Annotated in this window: 13 protein-coding genes and 1 pseudogene; 3 read left to right on the top strand and 11 right to left on the bottom strand. The window is 56.5% G+C overall.

What is annotated here, in order from left to right:
* From xylA to ACXJ5O_RS06145, 3 genes are all read right to left on the bottom strand, one after another.
* A partial coding sequence (gene xylA, locus ACXJ5O_RS06135; RefSeq protein ID WP_457299114.1) for a xylose isomerase occupies positions 1-1,211 on the bottom strand: 1,211 nt, incomplete at its 3' end.
* Positions 1,208-2,662, bottom strand: a complete 1,455-nt coding sequence (xylB, locus tag ACXJ5O_RS06140) for a xylulokinase (protein WP_457299115.1) — start codon at positions 2,660-2,662, stop codon at positions 1,208-1,210. The genes xylA and xylB, both read right to left, overlap by 4 nt.
* A 22-nt stretch (positions 2,663-2,684) precedes the next feature.
* Positions 2,685-3,932, bottom strand: a complete 1,248-nt coding sequence (locus ACXJ5O_RS06145; RefSeq protein WP_457299116.1) for an ROK family protein — start codon at positions 3,930-3,932, stop codon at positions 2,685-2,687.
* A gap of 207 nt (positions 3,933-4,139) precedes the next feature.
* Between ACXJ5O_RS06145 and xylF the strand changes: the two genes are divergently transcribed.
* The 3 genes from xylF to ACXJ5O_RS06160 all read left to right on the top strand — a co-directional run bounded on the left by xylF (position 4,140) and on the right by ACXJ5O_RS06160 (position 7,368).
* The gene (gene xylF / locus ACXJ5O_RS06150) at positions 4,140-5,183 is read left to right on the top strand and encodes a D-xylose ABC transporter substrate-binding protein (RefSeq protein ID WP_457299117.1); all 1,044 of its coding nucleotides are present in this window, start codon (positions 4,140-4,142) and stop codon (positions 5,181-5,183) included.
* An 84-nt stretch (positions 5,184-5,267) separates the two neighbouring features.
* Positions 5,268-6,575, top strand: coding sequence for a sugar ABC transporter permease (locus tag ACXJ5O_RS06155; protein ID WP_271895479.1), 1,308 nt, complete (start codon positions 5,268-5,270; stop codon positions 6,573-6,575).
* A 13-nt stretch (positions 6,576-6,588) separates the two neighbouring features.
* The gene (locus ACXJ5O_RS06160) at positions 6,589-7,368 is read left to right on the top strand and encodes an ATP-binding cassette domain-containing protein (protein WP_457299118.1); all 780 of its coding nucleotides are present in this window, start codon (positions 6,589-6,591) and stop codon (positions 7,366-7,368) included.
* A 53-nt stretch (positions 7,369-7,421) separates the two neighbouring features.
* Here ACXJ5O_RS06160 and ACXJ5O_RS06165 read toward each other — a convergent pair whose 3' ends face one another.
* The 8 genes and pseudogenes from ACXJ5O_RS06165 to mutS all read right to left on the bottom strand — a co-directional run.
* A complete protein-coding gene (locus ACXJ5O_RS06165; protein WP_114431505.1) occupies positions 7,422-8,000 on the bottom strand; it encodes a NifU family protein in 579 nt (192 codons plus the stop codon).
* Positions 8,001-8,100: 100 nt separating this feature from the next.
* Positions 8,101-8,589: a universal stress protein gene (locus ACXJ5O_RS06170; RefSeq protein ID WP_209998402.1), complete on the bottom strand. Its 489-nt coding sequence runs from the start codon at positions 8,587-8,589 to the stop codon at positions 8,101-8,103.
* Between the two features lie 53 nt (positions 8,590-8,642).
* A complete protein-coding gene (trpS, locus tag ACXJ5O_RS06175; RefSeq protein ID WP_457299119.1) occupies positions 8,643-9,722 on the bottom strand; it encodes a tryptophan--tRNA ligase in 1,080 nt (359 codons plus the stop codon).
* Between the two features lie 108 nt (positions 9,723-9,830).
* Positions 9,831-9,959 carry a VOC family protein gene (locus ACXJ5O_RS06180; RefSeq protein WP_457299120.1) on the bottom strand — a complete coding sequence of 43 codons (129 nt, stop codon included), beginning with the start codon at positions 9,957-9,959 and terminating at the stop codon, positions 9,831-9,833.
* A gap of 56 nt (positions 9,960-10,015) precedes the next feature.
* A pseudogene (locus ACXJ5O_RS06185) lies at positions 10,016-10,198 on the bottom strand (VOC family protein); the annotation flags it as partial.
* Positions 10,199-10,212: 14 nt separating this feature from the next.
* Positions 10,213-11,796 carry a murein biosynthesis integral membrane protein MurJ gene (gene murJ, locus ACXJ5O_RS06190; protein ID WP_457299121.1) on the bottom strand — a complete coding sequence of 528 codons (1,584 nt, stop codon included), beginning with the start codon at positions 11,794-11,796 and terminating at the stop codon, positions 10,213-10,215.
* 1 nt (position 11,797) lies between these two features.
* On the bottom strand, positions 11,798-14,611 hold the full coding sequence (locus tag ACXJ5O_RS06195; protein ID WP_457299122.1) for a [protein-PII] uridylyltransferase: 2,814 nt from the start codon (positions 14,609-14,611) through the stop codon (positions 11,798-11,800).
* A gap of 92 nt (positions 14,612-14,703) precedes the next feature.
* A partial coding sequence (gene mutS / locus ACXJ5O_RS06200) for a DNA mismatch repair protein MutS (protein ID WP_457299123.1) occupies positions 14,704-16,236 on the bottom strand: 1,533 nt, incomplete at its 5' end.

Raw genomic sequence — 16,236 nt, forward strand, 5'->3', positions numbered from 1 at the left:
AGCGAGACCTTTCCAGAGAGCATGGCCTGTGCCTCTGGTTTCGACCAGCCGGCATAGCGATCATCGACAAACCCGGTCAAAACCTTGTCCTCGACCATCTTCGCCGCAGCCTTGAGGCCCCGCGCGCAAGTGTCCATCCCGCCGATATGCGCGACCAGCAAATCCTGCGGATCAAGCGACTGGCGGCGCAGCTTGGCGTCGAAGTTCGTGCCGCCGGACGTAAAGCCGCCAGCCTTGAGAATCTCGTAGTAGGCGACCGCAACTTCTGGCACGTTGTTCGGGAACTGATCCGTATCCCAGCCGGACTGGTAATCATTGCGGTTCATGTCGATCGAACCGAAGATGCCGAGCGCTGCTGCCGTGGCGATTTCATGCTCGAAGGAATGCCCGGCGAGGATGGCGTGGCCCTGTTCCAGATTGACCTTGACCTCTTTCTCAAGGCCGAAGCGCTTGAGGAAGCCAAAAACCGTCGCGGCATCGTAATCATACTGGTGCTTGGTGGGCTCCTGTGGCTTCGGTTCGATCAGGATCGCGCCCTTGAAGCTGATCTTGTGCTTGTAGTCGACAACGAGGCTGAGGAACCGGCCCATCTGGTCGAGTTCGCGCTTCATGTCGGTGTTGAGCAGCGTTTCGTAGCCTTCGCGTCCGCCCCAAAGAACGTAGTTCTCGCCCTTCAGCTTTTGCGTCACATCGATACAGGTTTTCACCGTCGCGGCGGCATAGGCAAAGACATCCGGGTCAGGGTTGGTCGCGGCGCCCGACATGTAGCGGCGGTTGGAAAAGAGGTTGGCGGTGCCCCAGAGAAGCTTGGTGCCKGTCTTTTCCATCTTTGCCGCAAAATAATCAGCAATTTCATGCAGGCGCTTGTCGCTCTCGGCAATGCTATCGCCTTCCGGGCGCACGTCCGCATCGTGGAAGCAGAAGTAGGGGGCGCCGAGGATAGAGAACATTTCGAATGCCACGTCTGCCTTGAGTTTGGCCCCATCCATCGTATCGTTGAACCAGGGACGCTCGAAGGTCTGTCCGCCGAACGGATCGCCGCCCGGCCAGACGAACGAATGCCAATAGGCGACGGCAAATCTCAAGTGGTCCTCAAGCCGCTTACCAAGAATGATCTCGTCAGGGTTGTAAAAGCGATAGGCGAGCGGATTGGTGCTGTCCGGCCCTTCATACTTGACTGGTTTTACGTCGCCGAAAAAACCGCTGCTCATGATTGAACTCCTTTTAATGCTGGGTAGAGATTGTGGTAGCGATTGTACGCCGCGTCGAAATCGCCGGTGAGCCTGGCTTCCGGTTCGATCGTGTAATCGGTTGGAGGCGCGGCGCAAATCGCCCGTGGGTCGGCGTTTTCGGCAGCGATCAATCCAAGGCGTGCGGCGCCGAAAGCCGCGCCGAAATCGCCATCCGCTGGCACATCGATGGGGATATTCAGCGCGGTCGCGATGGCTCTAAGCCAATAGGTCGAACGTGACCCGCCGCCGACCGCGGTAACACGGTCGAGTTTGGTGCCCGCTGCGGCAAGTGCGTTGAGGCAATCGCGAAATGCGAAAGCCACGCCTTCCAAGACTGCCTGTGTCAGGACCGCGCGGTCGCTGGCATGCTCGAGCCCTTGAAACGAGCCCCGAATTGCCGAATCGTTGAGCGGCGTACGTTCACCGGAAAGATACGGCAGGAAGGTCACGCCAGACGGCGCACGCAGGTCATCGCCCAGTTCTCCGGTAAGTTCGGCAGGTTTGCGTGATGTAATGCCAGCGTACCAGTTCAGGGCATCGGTGGCTGACAGGATAACGCCCATCTGGTGCCAGGTATCGGGCAGGGCATGGCAGAATGTGTGAACCGCGCTCTCGGGGTTTGGCAGATAGGAGCCGTTGGCAGCAAAGAGCACGCCGGATGTTCCCAGCGAGACGAAGGCATGGCCTTCGTCGACCGTCCCCATGCCGCAGGCCGAAGCGGCATTATCACCCGCTCCGCCCGCAACAACAACGCTGCTGCCCATGCCCCACCGAGAAGCGATATCGGCTTTCAGGGTCCCGGAGACTTCGGTCCCCTCGACCAGCGAAGGCATATGGCTGACATCGAGACCGGTTGCTGCGAGAAGCTCCGGCGACCATGCGCGCTTGCCGACATCGAGCCATGACGTTCCCGCCGCATCCGACATTTCCGATACGTGTTCCCCGGTGAGCCACAACCGCAAATAATCTTTTGGCAACAGCACGCGGCGCAGCTTGGCAAAGATCTCGGGCTCGTTGTTCCTGACCCAAACGACCTTCGGTGCGGTGAACCCTGGAAAAACAATGTTGCCGCTCAGCGCCCGAAACTTTGGATCGCTGTCGAGTTCGGCGGCCTCCTTATGGCTGCGGGTATCGTTCCACAGGATGCAGGGACGAAGTACGTGATCATTGCTGTCGAGCAGCGTCGCGCCATGCATCTGGCCGGATAGGCCAATACCTTTGACCGCAGCGAGTTCCTTTGCGTGCGTGGTTTTGAGCGCCTGAATTGCGTCTTCGGTGGCCTTGATCCAATGCGATGGATCCTGCTCCGACCAGCCGGAATGTGGTCGTGAAATATCGAGCGTCCCGGTTCCGGACCCGATGACCGATTGGTCTTCGCCGATCAACAGCGCCTTGACGCCGGACGTGCCCAAATCAAGGCCAAGATACATGGATTCTCCTCCTGAATTCTGTTCAAATTGCCCGTTTAATTGGCGTATCACCTGCGTCGCCCGGGGCAAAAACCTGTGTGTCGAGGTGAAGCAGTGAAGTCATCATACAGCCTTGCAGGATGAGCGGATGTTCATCCGGATAGCAACGTATGCTCAACTCCTGCGCTGCCCCCCAGCCCGAGGTGCCGGAAACGATATCGCGCAATTCATCCTCGATGAGGTCGAAAACAGCTGCGCCTGATCCAACCAACGCGACCGGAATGGGGTCGATCAGGGAATACAGGCTCCGCAAACCTGAACCTATTGCCTGACCTGCCTTGCGGAAAGCAGCACGTTCTTCGCCGTCGCGGGTGCGGGCCCGGTTTGCAACCTCGTCATAGATTGCCGGATCCACATCCTGTGCCGGCTGGTCTTTCTCGTCCTGACCGGATGTCCTCCTCAAAATGGCATAGTCACTGGCATAGGCTTCGATACAGCCATGACGTCCGCAACGGCAAAGTGCGCCATTTGGTACATGCAACATGTGACCGAACTCCGCGGCGGAGGAGTGAGCACCGAGAAAAGGCTTGCCTTTAAGATAAAGGCCCATGCCGATCCCGTGGGAGAGGAGGATTGCCGCAAAGTCCTCGGCGTAGTGCTCTGGATCGATCCAGCGCAGCGCCTCGGCAATCATGTTGCAGTCATTGGCAACAGCGACTGCAACACCATACCGCTTGGAGAGGGCATCTCCAAAAGAGATGTTGCTATCCGGAGTGATCGGCGACCATAGCATTGTTGCTCTTGCCGCGTCGGTCACGCCCTGCACGCCCATCGAAATATGCATGAGCCGGCCTGCGTTGGGCGGGCGGCTTTCGAGCAGATTGTCAAGCATCAGGCATATGGAATGGATCAGATCATCCGACTTTGCATCGAGTGTTGAAACGCGATGGAATTCCTCGACGATCATCTGGCCTTTGTAGTCGAACAGAACGGCATGGACGAGATTGAGCGCGAGTTCGACGGTCGCAACCGTCGCTATGGCCGGGTTCAGCGTGAGTGCCACTTGAGGGCGTCCACGCCGATTGGCGATGGTATCGCCGTCGCGGCTCTCGGCTATAATTCCCTCCGAAATGAGCGCGGTCGTGATGGCTGAGACGGTGGACGGACTGAGGCCGGTTTGCGCGACGATGTCTGTGCGAGAAAGCAGTCCGTGACGCCGCAACGTAGCGAGCACAAGCCGTCGGTTCTGCCGCCTGACGTCGTCAGGACGCGCAATCTCATCTAGGAACAAACGATTTCCTCCCAAAAACCTGATTCCAGTGCACCACAATACCCCATGCAGCGCGGTGTGCCATGCTACGAAAATCTAAGTTGACACGTAAATGCTTTTAAGTCACTATTTTTTTCGAGCCTCGAATTAAAGAGGTTTAGATGCGGGCCGGAGGTCATGTGCCTGCATCCATTCAGTCAACGTGCTAAATGCACCGGGAGGGTTACCATGAAGAAATATGCAACCGCATTGGCGGGGGCTGCTGTCCTTGCTGTATCATTTGCCAGCCCCGTTCTGGCGAAGGACAAGATCGTTGGTGTATCGTGGTCGAATTTTCAGGAAGAACGCTGGAAGACGGACGAAGCCGCCATCAAGAAAGCGCTGGAAGCCAATGGCGACAAGTACATCTCGGCAGATGCACAGTCCTCTGCCTCCAAGCAGTTGACCGACGTTGAAAGCCTGATTTCGCAAGGTGCCAACGCCCTTATCATTTTGGCGCAGGATTCGAGCGCCATCGGACCGGCAGTCGAGAAGGCCGTTGCTGAGGGCATCCCGGTCGTAGGCTATGACCGCCTGATCGAAAACAAGGATGCGTTCTATATTACGTTCGACAACAAGGAAGTCGGCCGCATGCAGGCGCGTGGCGTATTTGCTGTCAAGCCTGAAGGCAACTACGTGTTCATCAAGGGCAGCTCCGCCGATCCGAACGCAGATTTCCTTTTCTCCGGCGCCCAGGAAGTGCTGAAAGAGGCCATCGACTCCGGCAAGATCAAGAACGTCGGTGAAGCCTATACGGATGGCTGGCTTCCCGCCAACGCCCAGAAGAATATGGAACAATTCCTAACTGCAAATGACAACAAGGTCGATGCCGTCGTTGCTGCGAACGATGGAACAGCCGGCGGTGCTATCGCAGCGCTGCAGGCTCAGGGCCTTGCCGGCACTGTTCCTGTTTCCGGTCAGGATGCCGATTTCGCAGCACTTAACCGCGTAGCACTCGGCACGCAGACCGTGACGATCTGGAAGGATTCCCGCGAACTTGGCAAGCAAGCCGCAGGCATCGCCTCGGCCCTCGCAGATGGTAAGAAGATGGAAGAAATCCCGAACGTTCAGAAGTTTGCTGGCGGCGTTAATAAAGTTGAGGTCAATGCTGTCTTCCTGACTCCGGTTCCTGTCACCAAGGATAATCTCGATGTCGTCATCGACGCTGGCTGGGTGAAGAAGGACGTGGTCTGTCAGGGCGTGAAGGCAGGTTTAGTACCAGCCTGCAAGTAACATCGTTAAATTTGTTAAAATCGAACGCCGCTGGTCCACTGGATCGGCGGCGTTTTAAGAAGACAATAAAACTGGGAGAGTACAATGAGTGATCCGGCCATCAGCCTCGATCGAGCCCGTTCGTCGGAGCTCGGCATTGTCGCCAGATTCTTCAAGGCGACTGAGCTTGATACCCGACTTCTCGGCATGATCGGAGCGCTGGTCATTATCTGGCTTGCCTTCCAGTTTCTCTCGGGCGGTCAGTTTCTGACGCCGCGCAACCTTTGGAACCTGTCTGTTCAGACATCGTCGGTTGCTGTCATGGCGACCGGGATGGTGCTGATCATCGTTACCCGTAACATCGATTTGTCTGTTGGCTCGATTCTCGGTTTTGTCGGTATGATCATGGGCGTGACGCAGGCCGAGTTCCTGCCAAGGCTTATTGGATTCGAGCATCCGGCGACATGGATCATTGCGCTTGGTGTTGGCGTCATCACCGGCGCGCTCATCGGCGGTTTTCAGGGCTTTATCATTGCATTCCTGGGCGTGCCTGCTTTCATCGTTACGCTTGGTGGCCTTCTGGTATGGCGTGGCGCTGCCTGGTGGGTTACCTCAGGCCGCACGGTTGCACCAATGGACTCGACGTTCCGTCTCATGGGCGGAGGTCCTGAGGGTTCAATCGGTGCATTCTGGAGTTGGGTGGTTGGCGTCGTCGCCTGTGTCGCCATCGTCGGGATGATCATTAACAGTCGGCGCCAGCGTAAACGTTTCAACTTTCCCCGTCGTCCGATATGGGCTGAAGCCTTCATGGCTGCCGTGGGATGCGTTCTTGTACTCGGCGCAGTCGCCATCGCCAACGCATACTACTGGCCGATCGGCATCGTCCGTAAATATGCCGAAGCCAACAACATCACAATTCCGGATGGCGGGCTGTTCATCTCACACGGAATTGCAATTCCGGTGCTGATCGCTGTTGCCGCGGGTCTCATCATGACGTTCCTTTCGACGCGCACCCGTTTCGGCCGTTATGTCTTCGCCATGGGTGGCAATCCGGAAGCGGCAGACCTTGCCGGTATCAATACGCGCTGGGTGACGATGAAGATTTTCATCATTATGGGGGTTCTCTGCGCCATTGCGGGTGCCATTTCCACCGCTCGTCTCAACGCGGCAACAAATGCACAAGGCACTCTTGATGAACTCCTGACCATCGCGGCAGCCGTTATCGGCGGAACGTCGCTGGCTGGCGGTGTCGGTACTATTGCCGGTGCCATGATCGGTGCGGTGCTGATGCAATCACTAAGCTCAGGCATGGTTCTGCTCGGTCTCGATACACCGCTGCAGAATATCGTTGTCGGCCTGGTTCTTGTCGTAGCCGTCTGGCTGGACACAATCTATCGCCGCCGTACGGCTTGAGGGAGGAACAATCATGGCCAACACACAAACGCCTCTCATCGATATGGAAGACATCTCGATTGCCTTTGGTGGCATCCGTGCAGTGGATGGAGCTTCGATCGATCTCTTTCCGGGTGAAGTCGTTGCGCTCCTCGGTCACAACGGTGCTGGAAAATCGACCCTGATCAAGATACTGTCGGGCGCCTACAAGCGCGACAATGGTACGATCAAGGTCAACGGGGAAGAAGCGGCAATCAACAATCCGCGTGATGCCAAGGCCTATGGTATCGAGACGATCTATCAAACCCTGGCACTGGCGGACAATGTGGACACCGCCGCCAATCTCTATCTCGGCCGTGAATTGATGACGCCTTGGGGCACTCTCGATGACGTCGCGATGGAGCACAGCGCCCGCGAAGTCATGGGTAGACTCAATCCACGATTCCAGCGTTTCAAGGACCCGGTCAAGGCACTTTCGGGCGGTCAGCGGCAATCCGTGGCGATTGCACGCGCGATCTTGTTCAACGCCCGGATACTGATCATGGACGAGCCGACTGCGGCGCTGGGACCGCAGGAAACCGCACAGGTCGGCGAACTGATCAAGCAACTGAAGAGTGAAGGCATCGGTATCTTTCTCATCAGCCATGATATCCATGACGTCTTCCACCTCGCCGATCGCGTGGCGGTGATGAAAAACGGTCAGGTGGTTGGCACTGCCAAGGTTGGCGATGTCAACGAGGACGAAGTGCTCGGCATGATCATCCTCGGCAAATGCCCGCCCGGTGCGATACCAGGGCCTGGCGCAGTGAACTAGACCAATAAAAAAGGCCGCTCAAAAGCGGCCTTTTTTATCATCAAACTGAAAATTCAGATCGACTCGACTTGCTGAACTTCGGGAACGAAATGCTTCAACAGGTTCTGAATGCCGTGCTTAAGGGTCGCAGTCGACGATGGGCAGCCGGAACATGCACCCTTCATGTGCAGGAACACGGTACCGTTTTCATAACCGCGGAATGTGATATCGCCGCCGTCCTGGGCTACGGCCGGGCGGACACGCGTTTCAAGCAACTCCTTGATCGTATCGACAATCTCGGTATCGGCGCTGTCGAAGAATTCACCATCGGTCTCCCGCTGGGCGGTGTCAGCGATTTGGCTGACATTGGCCATGACCGGTGCGCCGGACATGAAATGCTCCATGATCGCGCCCAGAATGGCAGGCTTCAGGTGTTGCCATTCCGGACCTTCGCTCTTGGTGACGGTGACAAAATCATAGCCGAAAAATACGCCGGTGACGCCCGGGACGCCAAAGATTTTGCCAGCAAGCTGTGAAGATTCGCCAGCACTTGCTGCGTCGCGGAAATCGGCGGTTCCTTCTTCAAGCACCACCTTTCCAGGCAGGAACTTCAAGGTCGCTGGATTGGGCGTTGCTTCGGTCTGGATGAACATGACGGATCTCGCGTATCTAGTTTAGAACTATTCAAATAGCCATATAGGCCTTTAAACCATTCTCTTCAAGTTAGGATTATATCACGTTTGGTCGACATAATCAGGTAATCGCGTCTATATCCTCATCCGATAGATTATAGGGTACGACCGTGACCGGAATGGAAAAGGATTCTCGCCCTGCCAGCGATTGAACAAGCGGGCCAGGTCCATCCTTGCCGGAACCAGCCGCCAAAACAAGGATAGCGATATCCTGATCTTCTTCGATGAGCTTCCGAATCTCTTCGGATGTAATGCCTTCGCGAACAGCAAGTTCCGACTCGATCCCTATCGTTTCCCGAACGCTGGCGGCAAACTTGCTGAGCGTCGAATTGGCCCGCTCCTGGGCTTCCGCACGCATGATCTGTTCAACCCCCAGAAACTGCTGAAAGTCTGCTGAATCGATAACGAACAGCAGCAAGAGTACGCCGCCGGTTGTCTTGGCCCGGCGCGAGGCATAGGCAACGGCTCGCTCGCATTCCGGCGTTTCGTCAATGACGGCCAGAAATTTGCGGCGGTGGCCAGCTTCGCGGCTAAGACGTCTTGATACCATGTGCGCAACCTGCCCTAAGCATTGATCATCCGCAAGGTCTTCCCTGGCGCGGTCTAGTTCTGCAGAAATCCGACAATATCACGGACATTGCGCATCGTCTTCTCTGCGAGAATGCTCGCGCGCTCACCACCATCTTTGAGGACGGCATCGACAAAGCCGGGATCCGCAGAAATTCGCCGCATTTCCGCAGCGATCGGCGCCAGCTTTTCTACCGCGAGGTCAGCAAGGGCCGGCTTGAAGGTTGAGAATTGCTGTCCGCCAAAATCGCGAATCACGGTGGCCTTGTCGCTGTCGACCAATGCAGCATAGATACCGACGAGATTGTCAGCTTCCGGCCGATCCTTCAATCCTTCAAGCTCCGATGGCAAGGGTTCCGAATCAGTCTTGGCCTTACGGATCTTTTTCGAGATCGTATCCACATCGTCGGTTAGGTTGATGCGCGAGAGATCCGACGGATCGGACTTTGACATCTTCTTGGTACCATCGCGCAAGCTCATGACACGTGCTGCGGGCCCGCCGATGACTGGCTCGGTCAGCGGAAAGAAACTGGAAATCGTTTCATCCCCCGATTGCGTTTCGACACCAAGCCCGAGTTCAGCGATCCGATCCGAAAAATCAGTGTTGAACTTCTGGGCGATGTCGCGCGTCAGCTCCAGATGCTGCTTCTGGTCTTCACCGACGGGTACGTGTGTCGCACGGTAGACAAGGATGTCCGCCGCCATCAGGTTCGGGTATGCGAAGAGGCCGACGGACGCATTTTCACGGTCCTTGCCGGCCTTGTCCTTGAACTGGGTCATGCGGTTGAGCCAACCCATCCGGGCAACGCAGTTGAAAACCCATGCCAGCTCCGCATGCTGGTGCACGCGGCTCTGGTTGAAAACGATGTTCTTTTTTGCATCGATGCCAGAAGCAATGAAGGCTGCCGTGACCTCGCGCGTATTGCGCATGAGTTCGGTCGGCCCGCCCCAGACGGAGATGGGAGGGGTAATCGCGTGCTGATCCACGACACAATACATGCATTTGCTGCTTTCCTGCAAAGCAACCCAGCGACGGATAGCGCCGAGATAGTTGCCAAGATGCAGGTTGCCGGTCGGCTGGACACCGGAAAAGACGAGCGGTTCAAACGTGCTCATAAAATCGTCCTTGATCGTTCGGGGATCGGGCTTGCAGGCTCCGAAAGCAATGAAACCGAGCTTTTGGCAGAGGGAGACGCTCTATTCAAGCCCAATCGATACCAACCTTCATTTGAGCTCCAGCAGATCCCATTTATTACCGTAGAGGTCTTCGAACACAGCGACGCTGCCATAGGGCTCATGGCGAGGCTCTTCAAGAAAATGTACGCCCGCCTCCACCATCTTCGCGTGGTCCACCGGGAAATCATCCGTATGGAGAAACAGTGCAACGCGTCCGCCGGTCTGGTTGCCAATGCTGACTTTCTGTGTATCGTCATCCGCTTTGCCAGCAATAGCCGGGCGCCAACACCCTCGGGCGCAACGACAACCCAACGTTTGGTTTGGGAAAGCGCCGTATCATTGACAAGCGAAAAGCCGAGCACCTCTGTGTACCAGGCAATCGCCTCGTCATAATCGCGCACCACAAGTGTGATCATACCGATAAACCGGCTCACGACGCGTCCTCAGGCACCTTTGTTCCGCGTTTCACATTCCGCCGGATCATGCCGAAGCTGGCACCACCTGTTCCGAAAGCGAGCGCAAAATAGAGGATCATCGACAACCCGACCAGCGATACGACTGCGATGGCTTGCGTGTGCAGAGGCGCATGTGGTTCCAGCGCCGGGCCCATCCAGCGAATTGCATAGTAGAGTGCAAGGCCCATGAGACCGGCGGAAACAATCAGTCGCGGGATGCGGGTAAGCAGAGGGATATCGCGCCCCCAATGTCCCCGCCAGACGAGGGTAACGAAAAGTAGAATTGCGTTCGTCCACCCTGCGACGATCTCGGCCGTTGCGATGCCGGTCTCTGCCATGATTGGGAATAGCGTCAGTGCGAGACTGACGTTCACGATGACGGCGATGGCCGCAAAGATCATCGGTGTGCGGGTATCTTCGCGGGCGAAAAACCCCGGCAAGAAGGCTTTGATCAGGACGAATGCCGGGAGGCCAAGCCCGTAGATCGCCAGGATATTGCCGACAGTGTGCGTCGATGCGGTGGAGAAATTGCCGCGTTCGTATAGCATCCGAACGATCGGTTCGGACATTACCAACAGCGCCGCAGCAGCAGGAAGCGTAAGAAACAGTGTGAACTCGACCGACCGGTTCTGCAGGCTGCCAGCTTCCTTCAGATTTCCAGAGCGCAGCGCACGCGCCAATTCCGGCAGGAGAACCGTCGCGACCGCTATGCCGACGACACCGAGCGGCAATTGATAGATACGGTCTGCATAGGCCAGAGACGAGATAGCGCCAGATTTTGCTGAAGCGATGTTCGTGTTGATCAACAAATTGATTTGAGTGATGCCGCCAGTTACGGCGGCGGGGAAGGCCAGTATCAGCAGGCGTTTGACGTTGGCGGTTATATGGGGCAAGCGGAACCCGATGGAAATGCCGGCATTGCGCACCGCAAACCAGACAATGGCTAGCTGAACCACGCCGGAGACCATGACCCCCCAGGACAGTGCATAGCCTACAGCCCTTCCATCTTGGCCCTTCCACCAGGCATAGCCGAGCACGCCGATGAGAATGACATTCAGGAAAACTGGAGCGATCGCCGCGGCGAAATAGCGATGCAGGGAATTGAGCATCCCGCTCATCATGGCGGCGAGCGACATGCAGGCGAGGTAGGGGAACATGATGATCGCCATCGATACGGTGTTATCGAACTTCATCGGGTCAGCCACGAAGCCCGGAGCTATGACGAAGCGCACGATCAGCGGCATTGACAGTTCCATCAGGATCGTCAGGCCGAGCAGCACGGTAAAAAGGACCCCGAATACCTCTTCGGAAAAACGGCGCGCTCCATCAAGCCCGTTGGCTTCGATTTCCTTGGCGAACAAGGGTACGAAAGCAGAGTTGAATGCGCCTTCCGCGAAGAGCCGCCGGAACGTGTTGGGAAAACGGAAGGCAGCATTGAAAGCATCGGCGACAGGTCCTGTGCCCAGCGCAGAGGCCATCAGCATTTCGCGCGTGAAACCGAAGACGCGGCTCATCAACGTGCCGGACGCAACCGTTGCAAATTTCTTGACCAAACTCATTCTATTCAGCCGTCATGAGGATGTTTTGCCGTTGCGGCTGGGCGGTCGTGATGTCTCCTTCGCCAAAGAGCGCAAGCAGCTTCTTGCGGATACGGTTCTGGCGTGTCGTATTGGTGATCTGGTGACCGACGAGATCAGTGACATAGAACACATCGATGACCTTTTCACCGAAGGTCGTCACGTGCGCAGAGGCAATATCGAGTGAGAGATCAGAGATAGTACCGGTTATCTCAGATAGAACACCGGGACGGTCCAGGCCTTCAACTTCGATGACGGTGAATTTGTTGGACAGCGTATTGTTTATCTCGACACGCGGCGTGATGCGGAAGGCTTTGACCGCGCGCTTCGGTTTGGTGCGGCTTGCCAGCATCTCCGGCAGGTAGGACTTCCCGGAAAGCACGTCTTCGATCAGGCGGCCGACGCGCATGGCGCGCCGCCGTTCATCATCGTCGGTCGGGAATTCGCGGCTGATAAGGATCGTATCAAGCGCGCGCCCGTCGCTGGTCGTGAAGATCTGCGCATCGACGATGTTGGCGCCGGCCCCGGCGCAGGCGCCCGCGATGATTGAAAGCAAACGTGGATGGTCGGGTGACAGTACGGTGATCTCTGTTACACCCTCGAAATCATGGGTTTTTACCATGGTGGCGAGTGCTTTGCCGCTGGCATCGGTCTCGCGCACGAAATTGGCGTGGCGAATCTGATCTTCGAGGCTGACGGTCAACAAGTAGTTTTGATAGTGCAATGCGAGGTATGACTGACGCTCAATCTGCGGCCAGGATGACAGCGCATTGTCGAGCTGGGTGCGGGCGTGATCGGTGCGTTCCTTGCGGGAGACTTCCGAAAATCCGCCAGTCAGCATCAATTCCGTTTCATAGAAGAGATTGCGAAGAAGCTGGCCTTTCCAGCCATTCCATACCCCGGGTCCGACTGCCTTGATATCGCAGATGGTCAAAACCAGCAGCAGTTTCATCCGGTCGAGGGTTTGGACAATCTCAGCAAAATCTTCGATCGTCTTTCGGTCGTTCAGATCCCGCGACTGTGCCACTCTACTCATCGTCAAATGCTGTTCGACGAGCCAGGCAACGGTTTCAGTGTCGGCCTGTGAAAGGCCCAGACGCGGGCAAATCCGCCGGGCGATCCTCGCACCGGCAATGGAGTGGTCTTCCGGCCTTCCCTTGGCAATATCGTGAAGAAGCAGCGCCACGTAGAGGACCTGCCGGTCTTTTTTCAAACCGGGCATGATCTGATTGGCAAGAGGATGTTCCTGGCCAAGATCGCCGTGGTCGATTTCCGACATGACTGCGATGCAACGCAACAAATGTTCATCAACAGTATAGTGATGATACATGTTGAATTGCATCATCGCGACGACCTTGCCGAAATCGGGAATGAATTTACCAAGTACGCCGGATTCATTCATTCGCCGCAGGATGAGCTCGGGGTTGCGCTCCGAGGTCAGCACTTCCAGAAAAAGCCTGTTCGCCTCAGGATTTTCCCGCAGATCAGCTTTGATCAGCGACAGCGAACGCGACACCAATTGCATAGCGTCGGGGTGGAACTCCAGGCCATGCTGGTCCGCCAGACGAAACAGACGGATTATGTTGACCGGGTCTTTCCGGAAGACGTCGTCATTGGCAATGGTGATGCGGTGGTTGTCGACGACGAAATCGCTTGTGCCGGGGAGCTTTCGCTTGCGGCGCGAAAACGTGAGGAAAATCCGGTTGAAACCGGGGACGTGCTTGGCTTGCTCTTCTTCCAGAGCGGCGCAGATGATGCGTGTAAGATCCCCGACCTCCTTGGCGATAAGGAAGTAGTGTTTCATGAACCGCTCGACGTCTCGCAGGCCGGGATGGGCGGTGTAGCCGAGCCGCCGGGCGATCTCGCCCTGGATATCGAACGAGAGGCGTTCCTCCGCTTTGCCCGTCAAGAAATGCATATGGCAGCGCACAGCCCATAGCAGATCTTCCGCCTTACGAAAGATCTTGTGTTCCGCACGAGAAAGAACCCCCAGGTCGACCAATTCATCACTTGTCTTCACCCGGTAATAATATTTTGCAATCCAGAACAGCGTATGCAGATCGCGCTGGCCGCCCTTACCCTCTTTGACGTTCGGCTCCACCAGATACCGCGTCTCGCCCGCCTTGCGGTGACGCGCGTCACGTTCGGCAAGCTTGGCCTCGATGAAAGCGGGCCCGGTACCCCTGACCACCTCGCCATCGAAGCGTTGCACCAGTTTGGCGAAAAGGTCTTCATTCCCGCAAAGGTAACGGGCCTCCAGAATGCTGGTACGGATCGTCATATCACCCAGCGACTGGCGGATCGACTCATCCAGATTACGGGTCGCGTGGCCGACTTTGAGACCGGCGTCCCACAGCATGTACAGAATATATTCGACGACTTGCTCACCCCAGGGTGTCTGTTTGTAAGGTAGCAAGAATAACAGATCGATATCGGAACCGGGGGCCAGTCCCCCGCGACCATAACCGCCTACCGCCACGACGGTCATCCGTTCCGCAGTAGATGGGTTCACAGCGGGATATACATGGGTAATTGCGAAGTCATAGAGCGCAGAAATAATCTGGTCCATCAAATAAGAAAGCCGGATGGAACAGTGCGTACCGCTGGCATCCTTCATCAGCATGTCTTCTGCCGACTTGCGACCCGCGATCAGCGTCTGTTTCACAAGCTGCAACACGTCGTTACGCTCGACGGTGGCAGTGCCCAGTTTGTTCGTTGACGTGACCAACTCTTCAAATTGGCGATGAAGCTTGGCCGGGTTGACGATCTGTTCCAGTCTCAGGTCTGAAGCGCTCATGAATACGTCTTTATGAATAATGGCCGCACGCTATAGCGCGAATTTGCTTCAAACGAAACGATTACATTTGGCGCGTTTCGTGCAGACGCCATTCAAGATGTCGTGTTCGCGAAGAGGCCCTTCAACCGGTAGAGCGCCTCCAGCGCTTCACGCGGTGTCATCTCATCCGGATTGATGGTGGATATGGCTGCGAGYAGACCACTATCCTTACCTTGAACAAGCTTGGGTGCCTGTCGCTTCACTTCAACGGAAAACAGAGGCAAGTCGTCGATCAGCTTGTCGGCCTTGCCAGAGGTCTCTCCCGCTTCGAGCTGGTGCAGTACATCGCGGGCGCGATTGACTACGGCTTCGGGCAAACCAGCCAAACGGGCCACCTGCACACCGTATGAACGGTCGGCGGCACCCTTGGCGACCTCATGCAAGAACACGACATCGCCGTCCCATTCCTTCACGCGCATGGTCACATTGCTGAGCCGTTCGAGTTTTTCTGAAAGTGCAGTCATTTCGTGGAAGTGCGTTGCAAAAATTGCCCGACACTGGTTCTTTTCGTGCAAGTATTCAACCGCGGCCCATGCAATCGAAAGGCCGTCGAAGGTAGCGGTACCGCGGCCGATTTCATCGAGGATCACAAGCGAATGATCGCTGGCCTGGTTGAGAATGGCGGCGGTCTCGACCATTTCCACCATGAAGGTAGAACGCCCGCGCGCAAGATCATCCGAAGCACCAACGCGGGAGAACAAACGATCCACGATGCCGATATGAGCAGAGCCGGCCGGAACGAACGAACCCATCTGCGCAAGAATCGCAATCAATGCGTTCTGACGCAGAAAGGTCGATTTACCGCCCATGTTCGGGCCGGTCAGCAGCCAGATTGCTCCCTTGCCGGCTCCTTCTGGAGAAAGATTGCAATCATTGGCAACAAAAGGTGTGGCCGCTTGCCGGCGCAGCGATTGCTCGACAACCGGGTGCCGTCCGGCCACAATCTCGAATGCAAGGCTGTCATCGACCTGCGGTCGGCAGTAGCCTTGTTCTTCGGCGAGCGCCGCCAGCGATACGGAGACATCAAGCGCCGCCAGCGCTGCAGCACCTGCGCGAATAGTGTTGGCGTTGGCCACGGTCTCATTGGTCAAGGCGTCGAAAACGCCAAGCTCGATCATAAGCGCGCGTTCGGCGGCATTTGCTATCTTGGTTTCAAGTTCGGCCAGTTCCGTCGTCGTAAACCGCATCGCATTGGCAATGGTCTGACGGTGGATGAACTTGCTCTTGGCTTCATCCGTATCGGTCATGACCGAGGCATTGTTGGCGGTCACTTCGATGAAATAACCAAGCACATTATTGTGTTTGATCTTCAGCGATCTAACGCCAGTCGTTTCCATGTAGTCGGCTTGCAGGCCTGCGATGATGCGGCGCGAATGGTCCCGTAGTGCCCGCATTTCGTCTAGCTCGGCATGATATGCGGGCCGTACGAACCCGCCGTCGCGTTTGAGAAGCGGCAGCTCATCGGCAAGCGCCCGGTCAAGGTGTTCGGCGAATTCCAGCGGCAATTGGCGAAGACATTCTCTCACTCGCGCGAGTTCTGTTGGCAGTTCCTCACGCTCCAGCAATTGTGCGATATCGCCGGCTGC

It is taken from the genome of Phyllobacterium sp. P5_D12 (genome assembly GCF_054049495.1).

Coding starts and splice junctions, on each gene's coding strand:
- ACXJ5O_RS06170 (WP_209998402.1), bottom strand. CDS start 8,589: ATGGTATCAAGACGTCTTAGCCGCGAAGCTGGCCACCGCCGCAAATTT.
- ACXJ5O_RS06165 (WP_114431505.1), bottom strand. CDS start 8,000: ATGTTCATCCAGACCGAAGCAACGCCCAATCCAGCGACCTTGAAGTTC.
- xylF (WP_457299117.1), top strand. CDS start 4,140: ATGAAGAAATATGCAACCGCATTGGCGGGGGCTGCTGTCCTTGCTGTA.
- trpS (WP_457299119.1), bottom strand. CDS start 9,722: ATGAGCACGTTTGAACCGCTCGTCTTTTCCGGTGTCCAGCCGACCGGC.
- ACXJ5O_RS06155 (WP_271895479.1), top strand. CDS start 5,268: ATGAGTGATCCGGCCATCAGCCTCGATCGAGCCCGTTCGTCGGAGCTC.
- xylB (WP_457299115.1), bottom strand. CDS start 2,662: ATGTATCTTGGCCTTGATTTGGGCACGTCCGGCGTCAAGGCGCTGTTG.
- murJ (WP_457299121.1), bottom strand. CDS start 11,796: ATGAGTTTGGTCAAGAAATTTGCAACGGTTGCGTCCGGCACGTTGATG.
- ACXJ5O_RS06160 (WP_457299118.1), top strand. CDS start 6,589: ATGGCCAACACACAAACGCCTCTCATCGATATGGAAGACATCTCGATT.
- ACXJ5O_RS06195 (WP_457299122.1), bottom strand. CDS start 14,611: ATGAGCGCTTCAGACCTGAGACTGGAACAGATCGTCAACCCGGCCAAG.